Origin of the sequence: Providencia sp. PROV116, from assembly GCF_028482485.1 — a bacterium.
Classification (GTDB): Bacteria; Pseudomonadota; Gammaproteobacteria; order Enterobacterales; family Enterobacteriaceae; genus Providencia; species Providencia rettgeri.
In genome coordinates, this window is sequence record NZ_JAMPQO010000018.1 from 11,090 (window position 1) to 29,641 (window position 18,552).

An 18,552-nucleotide genomic window follows, 5' to 3' on the forward strand; every position below is an offset into this window, starting at 1 on the left:
GAGTTAGCTATTCAATTAATTATTTGATTTTATGGGGAAAAACTATGTGGTTATACTGTTTGAAACGCATTTTAGCGACCATACCCATACTGATTGGTTTGACGTTAATTGTCTTTTTTATCATGGCAATGATCCCTGGAGAACCAGCTCAAGCACTGCTTGGCCCTTGGGCGACTCCTGAAAATGTGGCTAGAGTAAAAACAGAGCTTGGGTTGGATAAGCCGTTATATCAGCAATATTTTATTTGGATGAATAATTTGATTTCGGGAGATTTTGGCCGCTCATTTGTCCTTAACCGACCTGTTGTTGATGAGGTTTTAGAGCGATTTTCTGCCACATTAATTTTGGGCGGAAGTGCGCTGTTACTCAGCTCAATTTTAGGGCTATTGGCCGGGGTTCTTTCTGCCATTCGTCAATTTAGTTGGAGTGACCGATTTATTACACTCGCCGTTTTATTGGGTATCTCAATGCCATCTTTTTGGATTGGTTTATTGATGATTATGCTTTTTTCTGTTCAATTACAATGGTTTCCGGCATCTGGAATGTACGATATTTGGCAAGGCGGTGGCCTGAGCGATTTATTGCATCACCTTGTTTTACCTGCTGTGACGCTTTCATTGGTTGCGACAGGGGTGATAGCGCGTTTGACGCGTACAGCAATGTTAGAAGTACTGCGACTTGATTTTATTCGCACCGCAAGGGCAAAAGGCTTAAGTGAGCGCAAAGTGATTTTCCGCCATGCATTTCGTATGGCATTGGTTTCCGTCATTCCCGTCATTGGTATCCAAGCAGGCTTTGTTTTTGGTGGGGCGGTATATATTGAAACCGTTTTTCAGTGGCCGGGACTCGGCGCCATGCTAGTGAAGGCAGTGGCAACCCGTGACTTATTTTTAGTCCAAGGGGGCGTATTGATTGCAGCCGCGTCCTATGTCTTTATCAATTTACTTGCGGATGTTGCGCAAGCCATATTAGACCCGAGGTTGAAATCATGAGCCAATCTGTGACCCCTGTTATTCAGCATCGTCATCGACAATCGGTCGGCTCGTTACTGCTAGCGAACCGCCTAGCAACTTTGGGGCTATTTACTTTATCTATCATTATGCTCTTGGCATTCTTAGCGCCTTGGCTCCCCCTTGCTAATCCTGATGAAACTGATTTAGTTAATCGGCTACTTCCCGCTTTTTCGTCTGGTCATTTATTAGGTACTGACCATTTAGGGCGAGATATTTTATCTCGATTACTGTGGGGAACGCGAGTGTCTCTATTGGTCGGTATTTCAGCAACACTAATCGCTGCAATATTCGGCACCCTGATTGGTTTAGTGGCTGGGTATGTCGGCCATCGCACCGATACATTATTGATGCGTTGTATTGATATGCTAATGGCATTTCCATACATTCTATTGGCATTAGCCATTGTCGCGGTACTTGGGCCAGGGTTACTCAATGCGTTATATGCGATCGCATTAGTGAATATTCCCTTTTTTGCTAGGAATATTCGTGGATTAACAGTGGGTTTACGCGATAGGGATTTTATTCAAGCAGCTAGGTTGTCAGGTAAAAACCATTTACAAGTCCTATTAACGGAAGTGTTACCGAATGTCTTGCCAATCATTGTGGTTACTATGTCAACGACCATCGGTTGGATGATTTTAGAGACGGCAGGTTTGTCATTTTTAGGGTTAGGTACTCAGCCACCTAATGCAGACTTAGGTTCAATGCTAGGGCAAGGGCGCGCACAGATGTTTGTCGCTCCTCATGTGGCATTGGTACCCGGTATTATGATCTTTCTTATTGTGATTAGTTTTAACCTGCTAGGGGATGGCGTGCGTGACATTCTTGATCCCCGGTTAAAATCGGGAGCCTTACAGCGATCACAACCAATGACACAAACCGACAGAGTTAATATTCCTGCGAAAACGGGAGGTGAACAAGCGGTATTAGAAGTCAAAGATTTATCGGTTGCTTTTCGCCAAGGAAATCAATTACGTCCGACTGTAAAAGGGATCAGTTTTACCGTTGGGGCGGGGGAGTGTCTAGGGTTAATTGGGGAGAGCGGCTCGGGTAAGAGTGTCACCGCTTTATCTGTGATGGGGCTGCTCGCATCGCCTCCTGCATTGATTACGGCGGGGGGGATTTATGTGGAACACGAAGAAATGCTGTCGTTGCCGCTATCTGTTATGCAGCGCCGTCGCGGTGCAAAGGTGTCATATATTTTCCAAGACCCACTGACGACACTCCATCCCCAGTTTACCATTGGTGTGCAATTGCGTGAGGCCATCACCGCTCACCAATCTTTGTCACTCTATGAGGCGAAAAATAAAGCCATTGAATTGTTGGATAGCGTCGGGATCCCAGATGCGCAAGAACGTTTTGATGCCTATCCCCATGAGCTTTCGGGAGGACAGCGCCAGCGGGTAGGGATCGCAATGGCTCTGGCTAATGACCCCGTGTTGATTATTGCTGATGAGCCGACCACCGCATTAGATGTCACAGTACAAGCGCGAATTCTAGAATTACTTGACCAGCTACGCCGTGATCGCGGTGTTGCGCTCTTATTTATTACCCATGATTTTGCGGTCATTAACCAAATTTGCGACCGTGTTGCGGTGATGCAGCAAGGTGAGATAGTCGAAACCGGTGATACGCAAACGGTATTACGGCAGCCTCAGCATCCTTATACACAACGTCTGATCGCCAGTGTACCTAAGTTAGGGGAAGGACGTGGGTTTTTAAAACAAGTCCAACAACTCTATGGTCATCAGCCCGATAGTAATGATTTGACATCGGCACAGGAGGTTTAATGAAAAAAGTGATTGAGGTTAATCAGTTAGTGAAAACCTTCGGGCAGCCAAGAAGCCTATTTCACCCTCGAGGGCGCCAAGTTCATGCATTAAAAAATATTTCTTTATCACTTTATGAAGGTGAAACTCTGTCGGTGGTTGGGGAGAGTGGCTCAGGGAAAAGCACTTTAGCGCGTATTTTAGTTGGCTTGGACCGCGAGACCTCAGGAGATATTACTGTCTTAGGACAAACTCGTGCAGAGTGGCAGCAGCAAGGTTCACGAGCTTTTGGGCAAGCCATTCAGTATGTTTTTCAAGACCCTGTCGCATCTTTGAACCCGCGAAAAACCATTGGAGAAACTTTGTCTGTTCCGTTGAAATATTTAAAACACATGAACTCATCACAAAGAGCGGCTCGGCTGGCGGAATTACTTGAGGCCGTCAATATGCCAATCGATGCTTTAGCTTGTTATCCTCATGAATTTTCGGGAGGGCAAGCACAGCGGTTAGCCATTGCGAGAGCCTTAGCCGCAGATGCACGGATATTAGTACTGGATGAGCCTGTTAGTGCGTTGGATGTTTCGGTACAAGCGCAAGTTTTGTTGTTACTAGAACAACTTAAACAACAGTTTTCGTTATCCTATTTATTTATTAGTCACGATTTAGCGGTAGTGGAATCAATAGCAGATCGAGTCGCCGTACTCTATTTAGGGGATTTGCTAGAATGTCGAGATACCCGCAGCTTATTTGCCGCACCGGAGCATGAATATACGCGAAATTTATTGGCTAGTGCCCCTCGTATTCGTGTTGATTCAGTCGCTTAGAAACTTATTTAAACCAGTTGAGAACCTAATATGAGCACCAATAAGCCGACAACGATAGAACCAGTACGTATTAAGCGGACTGATGAAATCGTCAATGCAATAAAAGAAACTATCATGGCCGATAACCTCATACCCGGTGACCGTTTGCCACAAGAAAAAGAACTTATTGAACATTACAACGCCAGCAAAAGTACTGTGCGAGAAGCACTGAAATCACTGGAAGTTCAAGGGTTAATTAAAACGAAAACCGGGCCGGGTGGTGGTGCGTTTATTGATTCCATGACTGAATCGCGAGCAATGAGTTTGTTATCGAACTATTTGTTTACGCGGGATATATCAATCAAAGATATTTATACGTTACGTAAATTACTAGAACCGGTGGTTGCGGTTAGTGCGATTGACAACATCGATAATGACGGTATCCAGAAGCTATACGATACCATCGCCATTTATGACCATGAACCCGCAGATGAAAACGAACGCTGGCAGCAACGGATGGCAGAACTGGATTTTCATGCGGTGGTTGCCAGCTATTCCGATAACGTTTTATTAGTGTTTATTTGCCACTTTTTACAGCGTTTACTCAAAGATTTAGCGGTTTGTAAGGACATTTATTTAAAACCTGAGCCCGTCGACAGGCGCCAAGGTATTGAATACCAATATCAATTAATCGAGGCTTTACGCCGTAAAGACGCCGAGAAGGTTCAATCGGTGATGGAAGCACACATGGCCTACGCGGAACAAGCTATGTTAGCGCTACAAGCCACATTGCAAGAACGTTTTTTAAGTGAAGATAGGTAACGTAATGATAGATAAAGCATATCTGACCTCTGTATTAAAAACATTGTTATGTACGCCTAGCCCGGTTGGGATGACTGAACAAGCCGTTGCGCGGACACATCAATGGTTGGCTGAGTTGGGGTTCACGCCGAAATATACACGCCGTGGAGTGCTATATATTACGCTTGGCTCTGAAGAACCTAAACGTGCATTAGCCGCACACCTTGATACGCTTGGGGCGATGGTGACACAACTCAAACCGAATGGGCGCTTGGCACTGCGTAATACAGGCACATGGGCAGCACGCTTTGCGGAAGGTGCAAGGGTGACGGTATTTAGTGACAATCACCAATATCGCGGCACTATTTTGCCATTAAAAGCGTCTGGGCATCGCTTTAATACTGAAGTTGATACTCAAATTGCGGATTGGGATAATTTAGAAATTCGCCTTGATGCCCCTTGTTATAATTTCGCTGATTTACAATCCCATGGCTTAAATGTCGGTGATATTGTTGCGGTTGATGCACAACCCGAATTCATTGATAACGGCTTTATTGTATCGCGTCATTTGGATGATAAGGCTGGATGTGCGGTGATGTTAGCCGCATTAAAATCACTGGTGGATGATGGCGTTGTGCCTGAGGTGCCTTGCCAAATGATGTTCACAATTTCAGAAGAGGTCGGAATTGGCGGTACACACGGTTTTGGTTCGCAAGTTCAAGAATTGTTAGCGATTGATAACTCAGTTTCTGCCCCAGACCAAACCACACGAGATGACGCATTGACTTTAGCCTTTCGTGACAGAACCGGGCCATTTGATTTGGCAATTACACGACATTTGCTGCAATTATGCCAGCGGTATGATATTCCTCACGTCCGCGATACGTTTAAACATTATCGTTCGGATAGTGCTGCGGCCATTGATGCCGGATGGGATATTCGTGCGGCTTTAGCGTGTTTCGCACTAGACAGCTCCCACGGCTGGGAAAGGACTCATTTGGACTCGTTAGTGGCGCTCGCGACCTTAGTGAGACGTTATATTGAAAGTGATTTAGTGCCATTACCGGGGCAATCATTACAAAGCTAATAAGGTGTGGTTGATGCTAAAAAGCCCTCTCCTCATTGAACGCGAAGAGGGCGTTGAATACATTAATTGTTAACTTAGGTTGGCTTGTGATAAATATTTTTGCATCTCATCCACAGGCACCATACCGCCACCCGTCGCCCATACAAGATGTGTTGCGTTGGCCAGTTTCGTCGGTGTGAGGGATTTAGATTGCAAATAACCCTTGTTTTGCGTGACATGTACGCAGCCAGTCATACCTGCCAAGGCTGACGGTTCTAATTTAATCGACTCAGTCTGGTTGAGTAAACCTAACAGGTTATACATTTCGCTATCGTCAATGGTGTAATAACCATCAATAAGCCGCTCCATTGTACGCCCCACAAAACCGGATGCACGGCCAACTGCCAGCCCGTCTGCGGCGGTGATATTATCAATACCAATTTCTTGGACTGAGACACCATCATGTAGGCCAGTATGCACTCCTAGCAGCATACAAGGTGAGTGCGTTGGTTCGGCAAATAAGCAATGGACGGCATCACCAAAGGCCAGTTTTAACCCGAAAGCGACACCACCGGGGCCACCGCCGACACCACAAGGTAAATAGACAAATAGCGGGTGGTCGTTATCCACAGTAATCCCTTGCTCTAAAAATTGTTTTTTTAGACGAAGGCCTGCGACAGCATAGCCGAGAAACAGGGTGGTTGAGTTTTCATCATCAATAAAAAAGCAGTTGGGATCTTTTTCGGCTTCTTTACGGCCTTGCTCAACGGCGATGCTGTAATCTTGCTCATATTCCACCACATTCACACCATGTGAACGCAATTTGTCTTTTTTCCACTGTCTGGCATCAGCGGACATATGCACGCTGACGCTAAAGCCGAGTTTAGCGCTCATAATGCCGATGGACATACCAAGGTTACCGGTTGAACCAACAGCAATACGGTACTGGCTAAAGAATTTGCGAAATTGTTCAGAGAATAAAATTTCGTAATTATCATCTGTCGATAAAATACCGGCGGCTAAGGCGAGTTTTTCCGCATGAGTGAGTACTTCATAGATCCCTCCTCGGGCTTTAATTGACCCCGAAATTGGCAGGTGACTATCTTTTTTCAGTAACATTTTTCCCGCGATTGGCGTTTGATAACGTTTTTCCAGTGCGGCTTGCATGTTTGGAATATCGATAACTTCAGATTCGATAATTCCTTGTGTTGCTTGAGTTTCTGGAAACGCTTTCATCAAATAAGGCGCAAAGCGATTTAAGCGCGCTTCTGCATCTTGCACATCTTCAATGGTTAGCCCGACATAAGGCAAACCCGCTTGTGTCGTCGTGACATTTGGGTTGAACCACGCAATTTGCTTTAAATCGATTAAGTCCTGAACTAAAGGGTAGTCAGCAATTAACTTATCAACATTTATCTGAGTCATAATTACTCTCTTTTAAATCACAAATGAAAGTGCAAAAGTCCCTGCCAGCGCGACGAAAGACGCAATCAACGTGGCGACACTGTAAAAACGGAATGTTTCGGCTAAAGTGGCATTACAGTACTGTTTGACTAACCAGAACAGCGAGTCAGTGACGATAGTGCAACCAATTGCGCCTGAACCAATGGCTAATGTCATGATTTCTGGGCTAATGTGCGGGTACATCGGCATTAGCGGAGCCACAATCGCAGTTGCGCCCATCATCGCAACAGTGGCAGAACCAACTGCGGCATGCAGGATGATTGCCACTAGCCAGGCCAGTAAGATTGGGTGCATATCAATACCCGATAGCACCATCGCTAAGGAGTCACTCAGCCCACTGCCTTTTAAGATACCGTTAAATGCCCCTCCCGCACCGATAATCAATAAAATATTAGCGATTGAGCTAAAACTCTCTTCGGTTTTGCTGAGTAATACGCTCATTCCCATATTACGTCGGATCCCTAACATGTAATAAGCGACAAAAGCGGCAATAAACATAGCGGTTATTGGGTTACCAATAAACTGTAAAAAGGTAAATAACTGGTTATCTTTGCTCATGTTTAAATCAGCGGCTGTTTTGATCAACATGAGGATAATTGGCAGTAAAACGGTAAACAGTGTGGCACCGAGAGACGGTAAATCTTTCTCTTCTCGTACTTCGAGGTCAGAGAAGGCTTCTGGCACCGTTTTAAACGGTAAGCGGTCACCTAAGAACTTAAGGAACAGCGGCCCACCCACTAATGACGCGACTAAGCCTACTGCGAGCCCTGCCACAATCACTGTACCAATGTCAGCACCTAATTCATTTGTGACAAAGAGAGCCGCAGGGTGTGGTGGTACAATACAGTGTACCGCCATCAGTGCGGTACATAATGGGATAGCCAGTTTTAATAACGAGGTATTGGTTTTTTTCGCAATAGAAAAAGCTAATGGGATTAGCAGGACAACGCCCACCTCAACAAACAGCGTAATACCGCAGATTAAGCCAATCAGCACCATGGTAACGTCAGGCGTTAACCAACGGCTCTTTTGTAATGTCACCCCAATGCGCTCTGCTGCACCGGAGATTTCCATCATTTTACCGAGTATGGTACCCAAGCCGATAATAGCGGCTAAAAACCCAAGTGTACCCCCAATGCCATTTTCGATGGCGCTGACCATCTCTAATGGGTTCATTTGCATGGAGATACCGACAAAGAAGCTGGCGAGTAAAAGTGCTAAAAAAGGGTGAAACTTAAATTTAATAATTGAAACGATGATTAGTAAAATACTGATAACTAAAGTACCAATCATCCACATTGTAGAGTCCATATCCTACCTCTGATCATCTTGTTGTTGTTCTTCTATTGGATAATAAATATTCAGAGGTGACAAACGATGAAACATGCAGTTTAGATGAACTAAATTAACTCAAGGCTGTGATATTAGTCATATAAATTGGAGATTAGTGTCTTTGGGTCACCTAAATTCATCTTAAAATGGGTATTGTAGGGATTATTAGGCATCATGGTTTTTATTGGGGGCATTGTGTCGGCAAATTTCAATCAATTTGAGCAATCTGGATTTATTCAATGGAATAAACGGCTATCAAGTTATCAACTATCGCGCTTGCATACCTTTGAAGCAGCAGCACGGCATCTTTCTTTTGCCTTAGCGGCGCAGGAACTTTCGTTAACCCCCAGTGCAGTTAGTCACCGAATTAACATGTTAGAAGGGGAATTGGGGTTTAAATTATTTGAGCGTTTTCATCGGCGTATTGAACTAACCTCTGACGGGGAACGAATTTACTGGGCTCTACGTAAAAATTTGGATGATATTAACCAAGAAATCATTGATATCAAAAACCAAGAAATCTCGGGTGAACTGACGGTGTATTCACGGCCATCTATCGCTCAGTGCTGGTTAATCCCCAAAATTGCAGATTTTGCTAATCAATACCCCTCAATTCAGTTGAATCTCTTAACGGGAAACGATGATGTTAATTTTCGTGGGTATGGTATTGATATTGCTATTTATTATGATGATATGACAAGATCTAATCTGTATTGTGAGGATTTGATGACTGAATCTATTGTGCCTGTTTGTAGCCCGCAATACGCGCAGCAATATGATTTACTTAATAATATTCATCAACTAAAAAATTGCACTTTATTGCATGACCGTCAGGCATGGAGTAGCAACTCCGATTATGATGAATGGAAAGCGTGGAGTGAGCATTACCAGTTGGCACTGTTTCCACATCGTCGCAACCTGTGTTTTGATCGTTCCGATTTAGCGATTGTTGCCGCAATGAACCATGCCGGTGTGGCAATGGGGCGTAAACAATTGGTTGAAAAACGGCTGAAGCGACAAGAACTGGTGATGCCATTTGGCGATATTTCGCTGAAGTGCCAACAACGCTATTATTTTGCCATGTTGAATGAAAAACGAAACCCAAAGGCAGATATATTTATTCAATGGCTAAAACAGCAAGTTAACGCAATACCGCAAGTAAAATGACACTTATTCGAGTAAGATAACCACTTGGTGATGTTTTTAGAGAATGGAAAAACCGAAAGCTATGGCCCCGAAAACGCAAAAAGTTGCCACGATCAAAGATGTCGCTGCCAAAGCTCAGGCAGGGAAAACCAGTATCTCACGTTATTTGAATGGTGAATTTCATTTGCTTTCAGATAATTTGCGTCAACGTATTGAAAGCGCTATTCGTGAATTAAATTATCGGCCAAACCAAATGGCGCGTAGCTTGAAACATGGGCGGACAGGCTTGATCGGCTTGATTATTGCCGATATCGGTAATCCATTCTCTGTTGAAGTGCTAAAAGGGGTGGAAGCCGAGTCAATCAAACAAGGTTTTATGACCGTCGTTTGCAATGCGGATAACAGCATTGAACGTGAATGCCAATTTATTCAACTGTTAAAAGGTTACCGCGTGGATGGGCTTATCATAAATTCAGCGGGTGTTAACGAACAATTTATTGACGTACTGAAAGAAACCACCCTGCCTTTTGTCTTATTAGATAGAAAAATCGACAATTTTCCCAGCGATATGGTTGGATTAGATAACCCCGCATCCGCACAAATGGCCTTTAATCATCTGGTTGAACAAGGGTTCGAAGCGATTTGCTTCGTTACTGAGCCTATTGTGTATAACAGTGCACGCCAAGAGCGCTTACAGACATTCCAAGCGTTATCGCAGAATCATCAACATATTCAAAGCGAATTTCATGAAGTCACCTTGCCTGATCCGGCAAAATTAGAAGCCATCGTTGCTGATTTTTGTACTGCACATCGTGGTATGCGTAAAGTGATTGTCGCCGCCAATGGCGTACTGACCTTGCAGCTGGCGTATGTCATGAATAAACAAGGGTTACGCTGGGGGACAGATATTGGCTTTTTAAGTTTCGATAACCTCGAATGGGCTGCATTAGCTGGGCAAGGGGTGACCTCGGTGTCTCAACCGACAGCGGAAATGGGGCACAAGGCGGTGGAGTGCTTATTAGAAAAACTGGAAAACCCGGATAAACCTCCAATGCAATACTTATTTAATGGGGAATTGCTGATCCGTAAATCGACGACATTGTAGCTTTTGAACGCTAAATTGTTCGGCTCTTAAGATTTGGTTACCATTTTTCAATTTAGCTTAAGGTGTATTGCAGGTATATTGGCATGTAGATTACGTTATAACCATTTTGAGAGTGTAGGGAACATATGAAAAAGATAGGGATATTATTGCTAGCTAGCCTTGTTTTAGCGGGGTGTAGCACCAGAAGTCAGGTTAAAGAATATACCTGCCAAGTTGACCAAAGCTATAATCACATCACGATAGAGCGTAATGGTAAGTTTTTCTTTCCCACCGGTGCCAGTAAAGTTCAAATCTTTTTCAATAATAATCAAATTAATGTTGTTGATTTTGTTGGCTATGAGTATATGAGTTATCCGCTAGTGAAAAGCACAGAGCAGCAACGTGTTGAGAAAATAAAAGATTTTAATGTTGTGATCAACAAAGGTGATTTTTATTCTGATGTCAATGGCATGTTGGAGATTTACTCACCCAGCCAAAAAACCATCGGATTATATTATTTAGCGCCGTCAACCAGTAAACTTAATTCTATCCAGTTTCTGACGGAGTGCGAGCGAACAAATTTTGCTCGTCAGGGCAGTGTTCATAGCCACTAACTCTTTATTTAAAAGCCCTAATTTATATGATTAGGGCTCGATAGTATTTCTGCTATTTCCTAATTTCAGGATTTACACAGTTCTTGCTCAGATCGCCATTTAAGGCTGCAATCAAGTTATCGACGGCACATTCTACCATCGCATAGCGGGTCTCATGGGTCGCAGAACCGATATGCGGCAGTGCGACGACATTAGGTAGCGTGAGTAGTTTAGAGTTGCAGGGAAGGGGTTCAACTTCAAACACATCTAAACCTGCTCCTTGAATTGTGCCTCTTTCTAATGCGTCGATCAGCGCGGCTTCATCAACGATCCGGCCTCTTGAACCGTTGATCAAAAATGCACTGGGTTTCATTTTTGCCAACTCATTTTTACCGATCAACTTTTCGGTTAATGCTGATAATGGCAGCACGACACAGACAAAATCAGATTCTGCCAGCAACGTATCGAGGTCACAACGGCGTGCGTTAAGTTGGTTTTCTGCATCAGGATGGGTATGGTTATTGTAATAGAGAACCGGCATTCCGAAGCCTAAATGAGCGCGTTTGGCAACGGCATAGCCAATGCGTCCCATACCTAAAATGCCGATAGTTTTACCATTCACATTACTGCCGTATGCATCTTCACCAATGCTTTTTGTCCATTGGCCATTTTTTACCATTTCAGCCATTTCGATAATGCGGCGTGCACTGCAAAGCACTAACGTAAAAATGGTATCCGCAGTTGTTTCGGTTAATACATTAGGCGTATGCATCAAGGCGATCTTTCTGGTATTCATTGCATCAATATCAAATTGGTCGATACCAACGGAAATGGTCGATGCCGCTTTCAAATTTGGGGCATTGGCAATGTCACCCGCGGTAATAGGATAACTGGCCCCGATAATGCCGTCAGCGCTGGATAACGCTTGTTTAAAGTTAGCGAGATTCTCAGGTGTAATGCTGTCAAATGCAGTGACATTAAAGTGCTGTTGTAGCCGCTCAAGTTGATCCGCGGGAATGGATTTATATAAAATAATGTTCTGTTTCATAGTATCCCTTTTAAGCATGTTTCGTGATGACCGCATCACTATTTTGTTCTTGGCTTGGTTTGACAATTAAGGTAAAGAAGACTGAGGCTAATAGTGCGAGCCCCATAAACATATACGAAGCACTTGGGCTACCGGTCGCCCCATTTAAATAGCCAACAAACCATGAACCAAAGAATGAACCTAATGCGCCCATACTATTGATTAATGCCATTGCACCACCTGCAACGTTCTTTGGCAACATTTCAGGAATGATAGCGAAGAAGGGCCCGTACGGAGCGTACATTGCAGCGCCTGCAATCACCAATAAGGTATAAGAGAACCAGAAATTCGTGCTACCGAGCAGGTATGAGCCGAGGAAACAAACCGCCCCAAGCAAAAGCATTGGCCAAACGAATAGTTTACGGTTATGCATACGGTCAGATGCCCATGACACGAGGATCATGGCTAAGGTTGCAGCAAGGTAAGGCACGGCAGAAAGCCAGCCTGTTTCTACCATTCCAAGGTTGGATGCCCCACGAATAATAGATGGCAACCACAGTACAAAACCATACACCCCAATGCTCCAACAAAAATATTGAGCGCATAGTAAAATCACATTACGAGACTTAAAGGCTTCGCGGTAATTGCGAACAGGCTTGATATTTTTTTGTTCGTCACTAAGAATTTTATCTAATGTCTCTTTTTCAGTCTGGCTGAGCCAGCTCACTTGGCTGGGTTTATCACGTGCAGTTCTCCACCAGAAAAAAGCCCACAAAATCGCAGGAACCCCTTCAATGATAAACATTTCCCGCCAACCGAATGCCTGAATGAGGTAACCGGATAGCACAGACATCCACAGCACCGTAACTGGGTTGCCTAAAATTAAAAAGGTGTTGGCGCGTGACCGTTCTGACTGAGTAAACCAGTTACTGATATAGATAAGCATCGCAGGCATGACTGCGGCCTCGACGACTCCAAGGCTAAAGCGAATAATTACCAACATCGGAATATTGCTGACCATCCCTGTTAGGCTAGCAAAAATTCCCCAGAGAAAAATACAGGCAAAAATCAGTTTGCGGACACTGCGCTTTTCCGCGTAAATAGCGCCAGGTATTTGGAAAAAGAAATAGCCAAGGAAAAATAATGAGCCGAGTAGCGACGACATCCCTTTGGTAATACCTAAGTCGGCATTGATACCTGCGGCGGCGGCAAAGCTGTAGTTTGCTCTATCCAAATAGGCAAGGCTATAGGTGATAAACACGATTGGCATGATGCGCCACCAACGTGACATTGCTGGAGTATTCATTGTCATAATCGATTTCCTTTTAACATACCGCTTTAGTGGTGGCTACGTAGAGTAATGCCATTTCATGCTGCAGTTGCGCTTGGGTTGGTAAACCTTCACTATCACCTATAACTTGAATGGCTCTTGCTCCAACAAAATTACCTCTTGCAACAGCTTGCGGTAATGTTAAGCCTTCAAGTAAGGCGCTAATGACGCCAACGGCAAAGCCATCGCCAGCTCCAACGGTATCAATGACGTGTTTAACATGAACGGCAGGAGATATGCCCTGCTGGTTATCCGCTGTTTTATAATATGCGCCGTGTTCTCCGGTTTTAATCACAACGGCTTCAACACCGTGAGCGAGATAAAAATCAGCAATAGACTCGGGTTGGTCGAAGCCTGTCAGAATTTTGCCTTCTTTTAAGCCAGGTAAAACCCAATTAGCTTGAAACGCGAGTTGGTTGAGCTGTTTCACCATTTCTGTTTCACTCTTCCATAGAGAAGGGCGCAAGTTGGGGTCAAATGATAGTGTTTTACCTGCATTTCGCATCCATTTCGCGGCATACAGTGACAGTTGGTAGCTGGTGGGTGAAAGCGCGGCTGCCACACCACTTAAATGCAAATGGCGTGCGGATAAGAAATAATTTTCATTAAAATCGGTTAAATCTAAATGGCTGGCCGCAGAGCCTTGGCGGAAATACTCCACAATGGGATCGGTTCCATTTTCAGCTTTAGATTTAAGTTGAAAGCCTGTTGGGTAATGAGAGTCTACCGTAACACATTGAGTATCCACATGTTCATTATCCAATGTGGCTTGAATAAAACGCCCGAAAGAGTCATTACCTAAGCGGCTTATCCATCCTGTTCTTAACCCAAGGCGTGAAAGGCCAACAGCAACGTTGAGCTCTGCTCCTGCAGCACGACGAACAAAGTTTTCGACCTCATGCAATTTCCCTGTTTGCGTGGCGACGAACATCATCATGGCTTCGCCAAGAGTAACTACATCTAATTGATTTTTCATTAAATTAATTTCCCCTTTCACTGAGAGAGCTTTTAACAGAGAAGTTCTTTAATAGAGAAACATAGTATTCAGTGACTGCGCGTAAATCATGCCCTTCGAGCGGAAACTCGATACCACAAGGAGCGTCATCTGGTAGAAGGTTGAGTACTTCTTTCCATGTGCCGTCGCTGTCATCAAGTGCTACAGCAACGCGTTTATTGCCACGCAATTGGCAGGCTTTAACGTGAATGTAAGCGACTTGGGAAGCAAAAATATGTGCAGCTTTTAACGGATCTTCCCGATGCCAGTACCAGTTCGCCATATCAAACGCCATTTTTATAGGCATATTTTGGTGTTTTACATCAGCAAAAAAACGTTCAAGAGGCGTAATATGGCCACCGACTTCGGTTTGGTCATTCTCGATCACTAACTGCGTGTTGTATTGATTGAGAAGATTAATGACTTCCGATAAATCATAATTTTCTGGTAATTCACCGAGTGATAGTTTTAAAAAGCGAGCATTAAGTTGTTTGGCATCTTCAAAATAGCCTTGTAGTTTAGTGATAGCGATAGGGCTACGTTGCTGAAATAGCGTGTCAGGCACGGAATAAACGGCGGTGAGCTGCCTTGATTGTAACCCTTTGGCAATATCCGAAAAATTATCGCTTGGTAGTAAGAGTTCTTGGCGGATCTCTGCGCCATCCGCATGGCTGTTTTGAATAATATCGAATAAAGCCTGTTGGCCACCTAATTGTTTTACGGTTTGTGCCCCATAGGCGGCGGTGACAACAATAATGTGTTTGCTCATGACTTTCCTCTCTCTGAATAGGGCATTAGCCTATTTGTCATTGCGAATAACTCATTATGGAACCGGTTCCATTGTGCTTTCTAGTGACAAAAGAGCAAAATCAGAGCTATATCACTAACCCAATAGCGACAAATGTTTAATTGCCGATCTTTATCACAACTCTAGATGTAATGGGTGTAACGCCTATTATTCTTTCTGATCAATACATTTATATTCCATAACTAATTGATTATTATTTTTTTATATACAGGCAATATGAAAATGTACCTAATAAATGCGTGATTCTTCATAATTAATTATTGTTATCGGTATCTCAATTTCGTCTTCTTCGCCTTTTAATGAAATAATATTTCAATATATTAATTAAGGTGTGAAATTTTAGTGCAATAGCTGCATTAATTTCACAAACTCTACCCTGACTACACCACAGCAACTCATAAAAAATAATAAGTTACGAAGATGAGGTTCTGAATATGAAAGTAATGAAATTAACCGCACTTTGTAGTGCGCTTCTGTTAGCTAGCGTTACATGGGCTCAAGCAAATACTAATGAAAGTGCGGGAGTCTATAAAAAAGCCTGTACACCAGAGTTAATCCAAGCAGCAAAAAGCAATGCAGATCTTTGCTATGGGGTGAATACGGCTAGTGATATTCAAATTACTAAAAAAAATGATGATAAATATAAGATAAAAGTCGTCATTATTGGTGAAAGTACCAATAAAAATTATATGAATACTTATGGTTATCCATTAGAAAATACACCATTTCTTTCATCGGTAAATGGACGTTTTTTCAATAATTTTATTAGTGCAGCATCCAATACGGTACCGACTTTAACGCGTGCATTAGCGAAAAATGATTTAAATACGATCACACAGCACCATGAAAAGCCGTATTACAATAATAATTCGGTTGTTGATTTAGCCAACAAAGCGGGTTATGAAACCTATTACATCGGTAATAATGGCAGCTTTGGTGATGATGAAATTGGCTTTACAAATTATTTTCTAAAGGCGAATTATTTTTTACCGGTTAGAGACAGCAAGCCTGGTTTTGACAACCTTTTCGTGCAAGAAAAGGTTGTCGTTGATGACAGTGTGAATAAACTCACCAATGATTTTAAAATGTTACCTGCCTTTAAAGCCGCGTTAAATAACCCGTCAGAGAAAGAAAAAGTCATTTTTGTTCATATGTGGGGGCCTCACCATGATGGTTGGCCGAAAGGAGCTTGTGAACTCGTTAAAAATAATTACAACATTAACCCTGAGCAATTTGATACGGGCTGGGGAAGTATAGCGAACTGTTATGTTTCAGCGATTAAACTGAGTGATGATTTTATTGGTGATATTTATAGTATCTTGCAAGAAAATAATAAAAATGGGGATAACCCATTCTCCATTTTATATTTTTCTGACCATGGGCAAGGGCTAGTCAAAGCTAATAAACAGCACGTAAAAGCACTGGAAGCAGAGTATAAAGGGTATATCAAAGAAGGAAATCTATACTTACGTCATGGTCAACTCGTGAAAGGGGCATATCAAGTTCCATTAGTGGTCATCAATTCGGATGATACTAAACGTGAATTTCGCGATGAAACGTTAAGTGAGTGGAATTTATTTGATTATTTCGCGTCGTGGTTAGGCGTAGAAACTAACCTAACATCCCCAGCGAAAAGTATCGTAGCGGAGACTATCACACCTGAAAAAGATATTGATGTCTTTGTTTTCCCACGGGATGAGTTTGTGAAGTACGATAGCTTGCCGCAGGATACCGTATTATCACCAGCCACAGTTAATACCCAAGTCGTCGCTGACAATTAATTTGTCAAAAAATAAGGCAGAACCGAATTATCTGTTCTGCCTTTATTATCTTTATTCAATAGGTTATTGACTCAATGCATCGGCAACTGCTTTAAAGCGGGCAAATTTATCACGTAACTGTTGATACCCAACGGAGTTTGGTTGGTAAGTGGTGATTTTAGGGGTACTTGCTGCAATGGCGACATCAAAACCTGAGTAGTAACCTGTTCCGACAGCGGCACAAAGTGCTGCGGCTTGGCAACCTGATTGCTGTACGTTGACGACATCTAACGGCAAGTTACTGGCATCACAGAACATTTGCATCCACAATGGTGACTGTGTTGGGCCACCTGTGAAGCGAATAGATTCAGTTGTATTATCAAGGCCAACGATACGGTCTTGGTGCAATAAATGTGAAAATACAATCCCTTGATAGATAGCATAAACAATATCGGCATCCGTATGGTGTGAACTTAATCCGAGTAGACCACCGTGCAAATTACTGTGGTAGTTAGAACCGTACAGCCAAGGGAAAAATAGAATATCGTTTGGCCGCGTTGCCCCTTCAGCCACACAGTGATTCAGTACATCATAATCTTGCAAACGTTGATTGAAGAAGTGACGAGTGAACCACGCGAGGTTACTGGCGGAAGTCGGGCTGCCTTCGTGGACAAAATAGGTACCTGGAATACAGTATTTACTCCATACGTATGGGTAATCTGAAGGCACAATTTCATCGAAGACACGTGTTGAAATGGTCCAAGTTCCGGCTACGGCGCTGAGTTTATCTTTTTGACTTACCCCTGACGCCAACGCTGCACCCACGACATCAAAGAAGCCACCAAATACAGGGGTTCCTTCCACAAGCCCAGATTCTACAGCAGCTTTGTGGGTTACCGTTCCTGCTAATTGCGCTGAGTTAATTACTGGTGCGAGTTTGTCATTTACCTCATCAATACCAAATAATTGGCATAATTTAGGATCATAGCTCGACAGGGTTTGGTTAAATAATTGGCTACCAGAAATATTGGTTTCTTCGCAGGCAATTTGGTCGGTTAGACGGTAGCGGATGTAATCGTGGACCATCAAAACATGCTGAGTATCACGATAATTATCAGGCTCGTATTGTTTTAACCAGCGTAGTAGGGCCACAGGATGAGAAGCCCATAATTGCTGCAAACTCAATGGATAAGCTTTATCCGCAGTGCCGTCTTGGTGCCATTCATCAACAATAGATTGAGCGCGTGAATCAGATGACACAATCCCATTTCTAACCGGTTTTCCTTGGCTATTGAGTAAATACAGCCCTTTGCCGTGAGAAGAAAAGCTGACACCAGAAATTTGGGCGGGACTGAGTTGGCTATTTTGAATCGCTTGGCGAATCACACTGCAAGCCGCTTCCCACAGCATCTCCATATTGCGTTCACTAAAACCTGCTTGTGGACTCTCAGTGGGAAAAGAATGTTCAGCAACGGTAATTTCTTGGCCTTCTGCGGTGTAGATACCCGCTTTAATGACGGTACCACCAAGGTCAACACCCATAAAAAATGCATTCATTATCG

16 protein-coding genes are annotated in these 18,552 nt (G+C 43.4%); 9 read left to right on the top strand and 7 right to left on the bottom strand.

The genetic code is table 11. From position 1 onward, the window contains the following. The first annotated feature begins 44 nt into the window (after positions 1–44). Genes PSE72_RS12720 through PSE72_RS12740 form a run of 5 tightly spaced genes read left to right on the top strand, consistent with a single transcriptional unit; the run spans position 45 to position 5,473 of the window. Entirely contained in the window at positions 45–992 is a 948-nt protein-coding gene (locus PSE72_RS12720; protein WP_004907851.1) for an ABC transporter permease, read from the top strand. Continuing rightward, positions 989–2,803 carry a dipeptide/oligopeptide/nickel ABC transporter permease/ATP-binding protein gene (locus PSE72_RS12725; RefSeq protein WP_115168022.1) on the top strand — a complete coding sequence of 605 codons (1,815 nt, stop codon included), beginning with the start codon at positions 989–991 and terminating at the stop codon, positions 2,801–2,803. The genes PSE72_RS12720 and PSE72_RS12725 overlap by 4 nt, the downstream gene beginning before the upstream one ends. Then, positions 2,803–3,606: an ABC transporter ATP-binding protein gene (locus PSE72_RS12730; protein WP_109912679.1), complete on the top strand. Its 804-nt coding sequence runs from the start codon at positions 2,803–2,805 to the stop codon at positions 3,604–3,606. The genes PSE72_RS12725 and PSE72_RS12730 overlap by 1 nt, the downstream gene beginning before the upstream one ends. A gap of 30 nt (positions 3,607–3,636) precedes the next feature. After that, positions 3,637–4,407 carry a FadR/GntR family transcriptional regulator gene (locus PSE72_RS12735; RefSeq protein ID WP_115168021.1) on the top strand — a complete coding sequence of 257 codons (771 nt, stop codon included), beginning with the start codon at positions 3,637–3,639 and terminating at the stop codon, positions 4,405–4,407. A gap of 4 nt (positions 4,408–4,411) precedes the next feature. After that, positions 4,412–5,473: an osmoprotectant NAGGN system M42 family peptidase gene (locus PSE72_RS12740; RefSeq protein ID WP_115168020.1), complete on the top strand. Its 1,062-nt coding sequence runs from the start codon at positions 4,412–4,414 to the stop codon at positions 5,471–5,473. A 69-nt stretch (positions 5,474–5,542) separates the two neighbouring features. Here the strand turns inward: PSE72_RS12740 and PSE72_RS12745 are convergent, their stop codons facing one another. Then, positions 5,543–6,877 (bottom strand): D-serine ammonia-lyase, encoded by a 1,335-nt coding sequence (locus tag PSE72_RS12745; RefSeq protein ID WP_115168019.1) that lies wholly within the window; start codon positions 6,875–6,877, stop codon positions 5,543–5,545. A 12-nt stretch (positions 6,878–6,889) separates the two neighbouring features. Then, the gene (dsdX, locus tag PSE72_RS12750) at positions 6,890–8,227 is read right to left on the bottom strand and encodes a D-serine transporter DsdX (RefSeq protein WP_109912675.1); all 1,338 of its coding nucleotides are present in this window, start codon (positions 8,225–8,227) and stop codon (positions 6,890–6,892) included. Positions 8,228–8,422: 195 nt separating this feature from the next. On the opposite strand from dsdX, the gene dsdC reads away from it, so the two are divergent. From dsdC to PSE72_RS12765, 3 genes are all read left to right on the top strand, one after another. Then, positions 8,423–9,415, top strand: coding sequence for a DNA-binding transcriptional regulator DsdC (gene dsdC / locus PSE72_RS12755; RefSeq protein WP_004907862.1), 993 nt, complete (start codon positions 8,423–8,425; stop codon positions 9,413–9,415). Between the two features lie 43 nt (positions 9,416–9,458). Next, positions 9,459–10,499: a LacI family DNA-binding transcriptional regulator gene (locus tag PSE72_RS12760; RefSeq protein WP_109912674.1), complete on the top strand. Its 1,041-nt coding sequence runs from the start codon at positions 9,459–9,461 to the stop codon at positions 10,497–10,499. 125 nt (positions 10,500–10,624) lie between these two features. Next, positions 10,625–11,092 (top strand): hypothetical protein, encoded by a 468-nt coding sequence (locus PSE72_RS12765; RefSeq protein ID WP_115168018.1) that lies wholly within the window; start codon positions 10,625–10,627, stop codon positions 11,090–11,092. A gap of 52 nt (positions 11,093–11,144) precedes the next feature. Here the strand turns inward: PSE72_RS12765 and ghrB are convergent, their stop codons facing one another. Genes ghrB through PSE72_RS12785 form a run of 4 tightly spaced genes read right to left on the bottom strand, consistent with a single transcriptional unit; the run spans position 11,145 to position 15,191 of the window. Continuing rightward, a complete protein-coding gene (gene ghrB / locus PSE72_RS12770) occupies positions 11,145–12,119 on the bottom strand; it encodes a glyoxylate/hydroxypyruvate reductase GhrB (protein ID WP_272690976.1) in 975 nt (324 codons plus the stop codon). Positions 12,120–12,129: 10 nt separating this feature from the next. Further along, positions 12,130–13,410 (bottom strand): MFS transporter, encoded by a 1,281-nt coding sequence (locus PSE72_RS12775; protein ID WP_109912671.1) that lies wholly within the window; start codon positions 13,408–13,410, stop codon positions 12,130–12,132. A gap of 13 nt (positions 13,411–13,423) precedes the next feature. Next, positions 13,424–14,404 (bottom strand): sugar kinase, encoded by a 981-nt coding sequence (locus tag PSE72_RS12780; RefSeq protein WP_110731640.1) that lies wholly within the window; start codon positions 14,402–14,404, stop codon positions 13,424–13,426. A 4-nt stretch (positions 14,405–14,408) separates the two neighbouring features. Next, a complete protein-coding gene (locus PSE72_RS12785) occupies positions 14,409–15,191 on the bottom strand; it encodes a sugar phosphate isomerase/epimerase family protein (protein ID WP_115168016.1) in 783 nt (260 codons plus the stop codon). Between the two features lie 473 nt (positions 15,192–15,664). Here PSE72_RS12785 and PSE72_RS12790 point away from each other — a divergent pair, with 473 nt between their 5' ends. After that, complete coding sequence (locus PSE72_RS12790) at positions 15,665–17,011, top strand: phosphoethanolamine transferase (RefSeq protein WP_272690977.1); 1,347 nt, start codon at positions 15,665–15,667, stop codon at positions 17,009–17,011. Positions 17,012–17,074: 63 nt separating this feature from the next. Here the strand turns inward: PSE72_RS12790 and PSE72_RS12795 are convergent, their stop codons facing one another. Beyond that, a complete protein-coding gene (locus PSE72_RS12795) occupies positions 17,075–18,547 on the bottom strand; it encodes an FGGY-family carbohydrate kinase (protein ID WP_115168014.1) in 1,473 nt (490 codons plus the stop codon). Positions 18,548–18,552: the final 5 nt, after the last annotated feature.

Coding starts and splice junctions, on each gene's coding strand:
- PSE72_RS12725 (WP_115168022.1), top strand. CDS start 989: ATGAGCCAATCTGTGACCCCTGTTATTCAGCATCGTCATCGACAATCG.
- PSE72_RS12785 (WP_115168016.1), bottom strand. CDS start 15,191: ATGAGCAAACACATTATTGTTGTCACCGCCGCCTATGGGGCACAAACC.
- PSE72_RS12795 (WP_115168014.1), bottom strand. CDS start 18,547: ATGAATGCATTTTTTATGGGTGTTGACCTTGGTGGTACCGTCATTAAA.
- PSE72_RS12780 (WP_110731640.1), bottom strand. CDS start 14,404: ATGAAAAATCAATTAGATGTAGTTACTCTTGGCGAAGCCATGATGATG.
- PSE72_RS12735 (WP_115168021.1), top strand. CDS start 3,637: ATGAGCACCAATAAGCCGACAACGATAGAACCAGTACGTATTAAGCGG.
- ghrB (WP_272690976.1), bottom strand. CDS start 12,119: ATGAAACAGAACATTATTTTATATAAATCCATTCCCGCGGATCAACTT.
- PSE72_RS12740 (WP_115168020.1), top strand. CDS start 4,412: ATGATAGATAAAGCATATCTGACCTCTGTATTAAAAACATTGTTATGT.
- PSE72_RS12760 (WP_109912674.1), top strand. CDS start 9,459: ATGGAAAAACCGAAAGCTATGGCCCCGAAAACGCAAAAAGTTGCCACG.
- PSE72_RS12775 (WP_109912671.1), bottom strand. CDS start 13,410: ATGACAATGAATACTCCAGCAATGTCACGTTGGTGGCGCATCATGCCA.
- PSE72_RS12765 (WP_115168018.1), top strand. CDS start 10,625: ATGAAAAAGATAGGGATATTATTGCTAGCTAGCCTTGTTTTAGCGGGG.
- dsdC (WP_004907862.1), top strand. CDS start 8,423: ATGGTTTTTATTGGGGGCATTGTGTCGGCAAATTTCAATCAATTTGAG.
- PSE72_RS12730 (WP_109912679.1), top strand. CDS start 2,803: ATGAAAAAAGTGATTGAGGTTAATCAGTTAGTGAAAACCTTCGGGCAG.
- PSE72_RS12745 (WP_115168019.1), bottom strand. CDS start 6,877: ATGACTCAGATAAATGTTGATAAGTTAATTGCTGACTACCCTTTAGTT.
- PSE72_RS12790 (WP_272690977.1), top strand. CDS start 15,665: ATGAAAGTAATGAAATTAACCGCACTTTGTAGTGCGCTTCTGTTAGCT.
- PSE72_RS12720 (WP_004907851.1), top strand. CDS start 45: ATGTGGTTATACTGTTTGAAACGCATTTTAGCGACCATACCCATACTG.
- dsdX (WP_109912675.1), bottom strand. CDS start 8,227: ATGGACTCTACAATGTGGATGATTGGTACTTTAGTTATCAGTATTTTA.